Here is a 6682-nt window from a genome sequence, read left to right as displayed (position 1 = left end):
CGACCTCGTGCTGACCCGGGGCAACGAGCTGAAGCTGGTTTATCCACAGCCTCTGGCCTTGCCCGAGCGCTTCGCCGACCTGGACTTCGACCACTTCTTCCTGCAGCCGATGGACTCGATCCTGCAGAAGCAGAACACCCGCGAGGCCGTCGCGTATTGCATGGCGCATCCGCAGTGGAAGCTGTCGATCCAGATGCACAAGGTGGTCGGGATCGATTGACGCGATGCCGGGAACGGGCGGCAGTTGTCCCCAGTTCGGCGCTAGCTAGCGCATCCGAGGGCGGGCTGTAAAGCCAACAACGCTGTGGAAAACTTTCTGGCAACCGGGAGCTTCTCCACAGCCGGAGGGGGTCCGCCCGGTCTTGTTGTCAGTTCATGCAACGCCAAACCGGCCCTCCACGCACAGGGTTTGGATGCCGACAAGTCATTGGTTCCAAAGAGGAATTTCGACTTGTCCACAAAAATTTCGGCCCTCTACTAAGACGACCAGAGAGATATATAAAACCTTGATGTTGAAAAGAGAGGCAGGAAATTTCGTCCCGGCGTTGCTGTGGGGCGCTTCCTGCGCACAGGCCGCTTGAGCGGGCGACGCCGGACTTGCACACTGCCGACCCATGGACATTGCCGACCTGCAACGACGGCTGCGCGAATTCGCCGCAGCCCGCGACTGGGACCCCTACCTCACGCCGAAGAACCTGGCCATGGCGCTGGTGGTGGAGTCGGCCGAGCTCGTCGAGATCTTCCAGTGGAAGACGGCCGAGGAGTCGCAGCAGCTGTCGCCTGACGAGCATCGCCACCTCGGCGAGGAAGTGGCCGATGTGCTGATGTACCTGCTGCAGATCGCGGACCGCGCCGGCATCGACGTGCCGGCGGCGGTCGACCGCAAGATCGCGATGAACGCGAAGAAGTACCCCGCACCGACCGCATGAAACGCACGATCGCCGTCATCGACTTCGAGACCACCGGCCATTCGCCGCAGGGTGGGGGACGCGCCACCGAGATCGGCGTGGTGCTGCTGCGCGACGGCGAGATCGTCGGCCAGTATCAGAGCCTGATGAACACCGGCGCCTGGATCCCGCCGATGATCGAGCGCCTCACCGGCATCAGCAACGAGATGCTCGAGGATGCCCCCGATGCCGCCCGCGTCATGCGCGAGGTCGCCGAGTTCACCGCCGGCTGTGGTTTCGTCGCGCACAACGCGGGTTTCGACCGCGGCTTCTGGCTGCACGAACTGGACCGCGCGGAAGCCGCGCCCCGCATCGCGCCGGAGTTCGCCTGTACCGTGAAGCTGGCTCGGCGGCTTTATCCGGAGTCGCCGAACTGCAAGCTCGGCACGCTGGCCAAATACCACGGCCTGCCCGACAACGGCCGCGCGCACCGCGCGCTCGCCGATGCGATGACCACCGCGCAGCTGGTGCAGCGCATGCAGCGCGACATCGGCACCGAACTTGCCGAGTTCCTCGGCGAGTTGTCCGTCGAGCACGAATTGCTGCTGCGCTTGCAGGCGGTCGCGCGGCCGCAATGGCACAAGGCGGCCACCGGTTTCGCGCGCGATTTCCGTCGGCATCTGCAGGCGTCGCTGGTCTGAAGTTCGGATGTGGTGACGTTCGGGCGCCTCGTCCCGTCGACGCTGCGTCCGGCGATCAAAGGTCAGCAAAACATTTGCTGTCAAGGTGCCCGTTTCGCCGCATTGGCTGGGACAATCCCGCCCTTTCCTGAATTGCGTTTGTTCTCAAGGTATGTCGAGTATTCAGATTCGCCCGGCCACGCTGCGTGATGCCAAGGCCATCGCCCAGATCCAGGTGAGTTCCGCTCAGGACGCGTACAAGGCGTTCTGGCCCGACACCGCCCTCAACGGGTTGTCCGTTGCCCAGCGCCAGGCCTACTGGCGCGAGGCCATCAACATGTGCGAGCCGCAGGTGCTGGTCGCGCACCTGGACAACGAGGTCATGGGCTTCGTCGGCTTCGACCGTTCGCGCGACAAGGGCACGCCGTCGACGACGGGCGAGATCTGGGCCATGTACGCGGCGCCGTCCCACTGGGACAAGGGCGTCGGCCAGGCGCTGGTCGAGGCGGCGCAGGAAGGCCTGCAGGAAGAGGGCTGCACCCGCGTCACGCTCTGGACCTACAAGAACAACGAGCGCGCGATGCGCTTCTTCGAGATCGCCGGCTTCCGCGCCGAGTCGGACAGCGTCAAGGCGGTGGACGTCGAGGGCAAGCCGCTGGAGCAACTGCGCCTGCAGCGCTCGCTGGTCTGAGCCGTGCTGGCGAAGCTGACGTCCAAGAACCAGCTCACCCTGCCGAAAAGCGTCACCGAGAAGCTCGGTCCGGTGCAGTACTTCGAGGTCCAGCTGCAGGCCGGCCAGGTGCTGTTGACGCCGGTGCGCATCCAGCGCGGCGATGCGGTGCGGGCCAAGCTGGCGGAACTCGAGCTCGGTGACGAGGTGGTCGCTCAGGCGATCGCCTTCGCGTCCAAGGCCGCCAGGCCGGCTGCGAAAGCGGCGGCAAAGGTGGCGGCGAAAAAGCCGGCGAGAACTGCGAAGTCCCCGGCCGCGAAACAGGCCGCTGGCAAGAAGACCCGCAAGTCCGCATGAACCGTCGATCGAAGCCGGCGGCGCCGGTGCTCGTCGTCATCGATCCCGCCCTGATCCTGCACGCCTTGCTGAGGTCCGGCGGCGAATCGCTGGGTCTGCGTCGCGCTTGGCAGCAGGGCGTGCTGCGCCCGCTGGTCAGTCCCGGGCTCGCGTCGACGCTGATGCGCGCGCTGGCCTATCCCAAGCTGCAACTGTCCGCGGCGCAGCAGCAGGAACTGCTGGCTGATTTCCTGCCGTATGCGCAGGTCGTGAAGCCGCAGCGGCAAGCGCGTCTGGCCGGTGTGGCGGAGGACGCCCAGGCCCTCGTCGAACTGGCGCTGCAAGGCGAAGCGTCACTGCTGCTCAGCGAGGATGCGGTGCTCGCGGAATGGTCTGCGAACAGTCGAAGCCAGGCCGCGCGGCAACTCTGCACGGTCCAGTCGATGTCCGCATGGTTCCAGGTGTTGCCCCCCTCCCAACGCGACCTGCTGCTTTGCTAGATTCCGCGGTCGCATATGGCCAGCTTCCAAGATCGCATCCCTGCCAACATGTGGCGCGTGGTGTTCTATGAACGCCGCGGCAATCGCGTCCACCTCGACCGCACCGGCCCCTGGTTGCCGGAGAAGACCCTCGCCCGCAACTGGGCTCACTGGTTCATCGAGCGCGGTTATCACGTCGCGTTGCAGGACCAGAACGGCGGTCTGGAGAAGCTGCACGTCGGACTGCCCGGCTGAGGCCCACCGCCCTCGGGCCGCCTCTCACGCCGCCGCGCGGAATCCCTGACGCTCGAGTGCCCAGCCGTCGGTCGGCGCGGCGTGGCTCTGCACGCGAACGTTGCTCAGCTGCTTCTTCGCGGCACGCTGCACCAGTTGTTCGGCTTGCTCGGGGGTCAGTTGTTGCGCGAAGTGCGTCCAGCGCTTCTGCAGCAGCGGATCGCGCCACGCGTCTTCCAGAGCCCAGCGGATCTCCATCGGATCGGTGAGCGACTGGCAGCGCAGCACGCGCGGCACCAGCGCCAGCACGAACTTCGAGAAATCCGCGCGCTGCTGCGTGGCCATCAGCGCCTCCAGGCGAGTCAGCCGCTGGCTCCAGCCGGGCGTCGCCAATTGGCGCGTCACCAGCGCCTGCAGCGCCTGGACGGGGTTGAACAGGCGCAGCCGATTGGGCGGCAGCACCAGCATCGGCAGTTGCGCGGCCAGCTCGTGCGCCATCGGCGTGACGAAGCTCGCCAGGATCGCCATCCGTTCCCAGGCCTCGGCGTTCAAACCGCCGGCCATCGTCATCGGGCCTTGGCGCAGGCTCTGGCCCATGGCCCAGCATTGCTGCCAGCCGCGGTCCAGTTTCGCGACGTTGGCGGCGTGGCTCATCAGCGCCAGGTTGCCAGCCGCATAACCGGCGTCGTCACGGACCCGGTCGATCGAGCGGCGCTGCGGGTGGTCCGCTTCGTCGCTGAACGGCAGGCGGCTGACCGGGCAATGGCTGGTGTCCAGCTGCTGCAGGTAGTTGGGCGTGACCAGCAGGGTTTCGAAGCTGCGACCGCGCTGCCAGGCATGCAGGCGCAGCGAGAGCCACAGCTGCGTGTGCCGATGAGACTTCAGCGTGCGGGCGCCGAAGGTCGAGCGTCCCAGTTGCCATCCCTGCTGCAGCGGCGACTGGCGGAACAGCTGCTCCACCGGTGGCGTCAAGCCGTGATGGGCATAGTCCCAGCCCAGTTCGAAGCCGACACGTTCATGGCTCGACGCGCCGGCTTCGTCCTTCCGGTCCTCCAGCGTCTCGGCGGCCGTCATCGGCAGGGCCAGTTGCTGGAGGGTGATGTCGTCGGCATTGCGGTGGATCGTGGCGACCATGGGCTGCTCCTTGAAGACTGGGATGCGGGTGGCCTGCGGCTACTGCTTCAGGCTTGGAATCAAGTATTCAAGTTGGGTAGCTCATAGAATGAGCCACCCCGAAATCGGTCAGCAGAAAGTCGGGGCTGACCCACCTAAATCTGTCAGGAGGCCCCCGCATGGATCGCACCGAGCGCTTCTACAAGATCGAGATGCTGATCCGCAGCCGCGGCTGCGTGAGCTTCGCGGAGATGCGCGAGCTGCTGGAGGTGTCGCCGGCGACGCTCAAGCGCGACCTGCAGTACCTGCGCGAGCGGATGGACGCGCCGATCGAATACGACGCCACGGAGAACGGCTATCGCTTCGGGCAGCAATGGCGCGGTCAGCGCCATGAACTGCCGGGCGTCTGGTTCAGCGAGAAGGAGCTGCACGCGCTGCTCACCATGCATCAGATGATGGCGGGTCTCGACGAAAACGGCCTGCTGAGCCGACACCTGCAGCCGATGCTGGACAAGCTCACCGGCATGCTGGGCGGTGATGCCGTCGAGGCGCAGGAAATGACGCGGCGGATCAAGCTGATCTCGACGGCGCGGCGCCGGGTGCCGTCGGAGCATTTCGAGACCGTGGGCAGCGCGGTCGTGAAGCGCCAGCGGCTGCGGATGCGTTATCGCAAGCGGGGAGCGGGAGGCGGCTCGGTCAGCGAGCGCGTGGTGTCACCGCAGCGCCTGGTGCATTACCGCAATACCTGGTACCTGGACGCGTGGTGCCACGCCAGCGATGGGCTGAGACGGTTCGCGCTCGACGCGATGGAGGATGCGGAAGTCCTCGAAGGGCAGGCCGCGCGCAGCCTGCCGTTGAAGGAGCTCGAAGGGGAACTGGACCAGGGCTACGGGATCTTCGCGGGTGGCGATCCGCAATGGGCGACGGTGGTGTTCAGCGCGCAGATCGCCGCGTGGGTGTCGAGCGAGGAATGGCATCCGTCCCAGCGCAGCGAATGGCTGCCCGATGGACGCTGGCAGCTGGAACTGCCCTTCGTGGACGCGACGGAACTGCTGATGGACCTGCTGCGCCATGCCGGCCAGGTCGAGGTGCTAGCCCCGCCCTCGTTGCGCGAGGCTTACGCGAAGCGCCTTACCGCCGCTGCAGCTGCCCTTGCCTGAGCCCTTGTCCTCACCCCTCCCTCTCCCGCAAGCGGGAGAGGGTGCAAGAGGGTCCAAGAGGGTGCAAGAAGCGCCGTCGGTATTACTCCCTCTCCCGCTTGCGGGAGAGCAACCGTGTCAAGCGCTCTCGATTTGCCTCCATGGTTGACCGGACTTGAGGATGGCGTTGAGGATGATCAGCAGCTTGCGCATGCACGCGGTCATGGCGACCTTGTAGGCCTTGCCTGCGGCTTTCAGGCGGTCATACAGCGCCTTGATCGGCCCATTGCATCGCCTGGCGGTGAACACGGCCATATACAGCGTGCTGCGCACATCCGCGCGTCCGCCCTGGATATAGCGCTGGCCGCGCCGCCTGCCGCTGTCGTCGGCAAACGGCGCCACCCCCACCAGCGCCGCCAGGCGCTTGCGGTCCAGGCTGCCCAACTCCGGCAAGCGTCCCAGCAGCATCGAGATCGTGACTCGGCCAATGCCCGGCACGCTGTCGAGCAGCTCGTACTTGGGCTGGTAGATCGTCGAGTCCTTCAAGCGACCGTCCAGATCCTTGTCGATCTCATTGATCCGCTTGTCCAGCCATTCGATGTGGTGTCGCACGCTGGTGCGCGCCACGTGCTTGACCGTGGCCAAGCGGTTCTTCTCCTGCGCGCGCATGCTCACCAGCTGCGCGCGTCGGTCCACCAACTCGATGATCTCCTGCTGCGTCTCGTCCGGCAGCGCGTACACCTGGGGGCGGGTGGCCTGAGCAAACTTGGCCAGCACCTGCGCGTCCAGCCGGTCCGTCTTGGCAAGAACGCCAATTGATCGGGCGAAGTCGCGCACCTTCTTCGGATTCACCACCGCCACGGCGACCCCCGCTGCACACAGCTCGCTGGCCATCGCCGCCTCGAAGCCTCCCGTCGCTTCCAGCACCACCAGCGTCGGCGCTAACCGCTGGAGCTGTTTCACGAGCACCGCGCGCCCAGCCTCGTCATTGCTCACTCTGGATGTCAACTCGCCTGGCGCGTCCTTCAATGGGCTGGACACCTGGGCCACATCCAGCCAAGCCTTGCAAACGTCGACGCCGACGAAGATCTCTGCGTTCATGACAGTGCCCTTCCTTGTGTTCGATACGGCCTCAATGGACCTC

General features: G+C 65.9%; 9 protein-coding genes and 1 pseudogene. 8 read left to right on the top strand and 2 right to left on the bottom strand.

Going from position 1 to position 6682, the window contains the following annotated elements:
• From FUT87_RS02025 to FUT87_RS01995, 7 genes and pseudogenes are all read left to right on the top strand, one after another.
• Positions 1-220: pseudogene (locus FUT87_RS02025) on the top strand (7-carboxy-7-deazaguanine synthase); the annotation flags it as partial.
• Between the two features lie 394 nt (positions 221-614).
• Complete coding sequence (locus FUT87_RS02020; protein WP_147239893.1) at positions 615-929, top strand: nucleotide pyrophosphohydrolase; 315 nt, start codon at positions 615-617, stop codon at positions 927-929.
• A complete protein-coding gene (locus FUT87_RS02015) occupies positions 926-1588 on the top strand; it encodes a PolC-type DNA polymerase III (protein WP_147239892.1) in 663 nt (220 codons plus the stop codon). The genes FUT87_RS02020 and FUT87_RS02015 overlap by 4 nt, the downstream gene beginning before the upstream one ends.
• Positions 1589-1739: 151 nt before the next feature.
• The gene (locus FUT87_RS02010) at positions 1740-2258 is read left to right on the top strand and encodes a GNAT family N-acetyltransferase (protein WP_147239891.1); all 519 of its coding nucleotides are present in this window, start codon (positions 1740-1742) and stop codon (positions 2256-2258) included.
• Positions 2259-2261: 3 nt separating this feature from the next.
• On the top strand, positions 2262-2594 hold the full coding sequence (locus FUT87_RS30225) for an AbrB/MazE/SpoVT family DNA-binding domain-containing protein (RefSeq protein WP_221211156.1): 333 nt from the start codon (positions 2262-2264) through the stop codon (positions 2592-2594).
• Positions 2591-3073, top strand: coding sequence for a putative toxin-antitoxin system toxin component, PIN family (locus FUT87_RS02000; protein ID WP_147239890.1), 483 nt, complete (start codon positions 2591-2593; stop codon positions 3071-3073). Before FUT87_RS30225 ends, FUT87_RS02000 begins: the two co-directional genes overlap by 4 nt.
• 15 nt (positions 3074-3088) lie before the next feature.
• Positions 3089-3307, top strand: coding sequence for a hypothetical protein (locus FUT87_RS01995; protein ID WP_091729668.1), 219 nt, complete (start codon positions 3089-3091; stop codon positions 3305-3307).
• Positions 3308-3331: 24 nt separating this feature from the next.
• On the opposite strand, the gene FUT87_RS01990 is transcribed toward FUT87_RS01995, so the two are convergent.
• The gene (locus FUT87_RS01990) at positions 3332-4420 is read right to left on the bottom strand and encodes a hypothetical protein (RefSeq protein ID WP_147239889.1); all 1089 of its coding nucleotides are present in this window, start codon (positions 4418-4420) and stop codon (positions 3332-3334) included.
• 158 nt (positions 4421-4578) lie between these two features.
• Here FUT87_RS01990 and FUT87_RS01985 point away from each other — a divergent pair, with 158 nt between their 5' ends.
• Entirely contained in the window at positions 4579-5559 is a 981-nt protein-coding gene (locus FUT87_RS01985; RefSeq protein WP_147239888.1) for a YafY family protein, read from the top strand.
• A gap of 117 nt (positions 5560-5676) precedes the next feature.
• On the opposite strand, the gene FUT87_RS01980 is transcribed toward FUT87_RS01985, so the two are convergent.
• Complete coding sequence (locus FUT87_RS01980) at positions 5677-6639, bottom strand: IS110 family transposase (protein WP_147239887.1); 963 nt, start codon at positions 6637-6639, stop codon at positions 5677-5679.
• Positions 6640-6682 lie beyond the last annotated feature (43 nt).

It is taken from the genome of Mitsuaria sp. TWR114, assembly GCF_007997345.1.
This window is presented reverse-complemented; position numbering and strand designations above follow the sequence as displayed.

Excerpts from the sequence above, each read along its gene's own strand:
- FUT87_RS01990 (WP_147239889.1), bottom strand. The coding sequence starts at position 4,420 with ATGGTCGCCACGATCCACCGCAATGCCGACGACATCACCCTCCAGCAA.
- FUT87_RS02000 (WP_147239890.1), top strand. The coding sequence starts at position 2,591 with ATGAACCGTCGATCGAAGCCGGCGGCGCCGGTGCTCGTCGTCATCGAT.
- FUT87_RS02015 (WP_147239892.1), top strand. The coding sequence starts at position 926 with ATGAAACGCACGATCGCCGTCATCGACTTCGAGACCACCGGCCATTCG.
- FUT87_RS01985 (WP_147239888.1), top strand. The coding sequence starts at position 4,579 with ATGGATCGCACCGAGCGCTTCTACAAGATCGAGATGCTGATCCGCAGC.
- FUT87_RS01980 (WP_147239887.1), bottom strand. The coding sequence starts at position 6,639 with ATGAACGCAGAGATCTTCGTCGGCGTCGACGTTTGCAAGGCTTGGCTG.
- FUT87_RS01995 (WP_091729668.1), top strand. The coding sequence starts at position 3,089 with ATGGCCAGCTTCCAAGATCGCATCCCTGCCAACATGTGGCGCGTGGTG.
- FUT87_RS02020 (WP_147239893.1), top strand. The coding sequence starts at position 615 with ATGGACATTGCCGACCTGCAACGACGGCTGCGCGAATTCGCCGCAGCC.
- FUT87_RS02010 (WP_147239891.1), top strand. The coding sequence starts at position 1,740 with ATGTCGAGTATTCAGATTCGCCCGGCCACGCTGCGTGATGCCAAGGCC.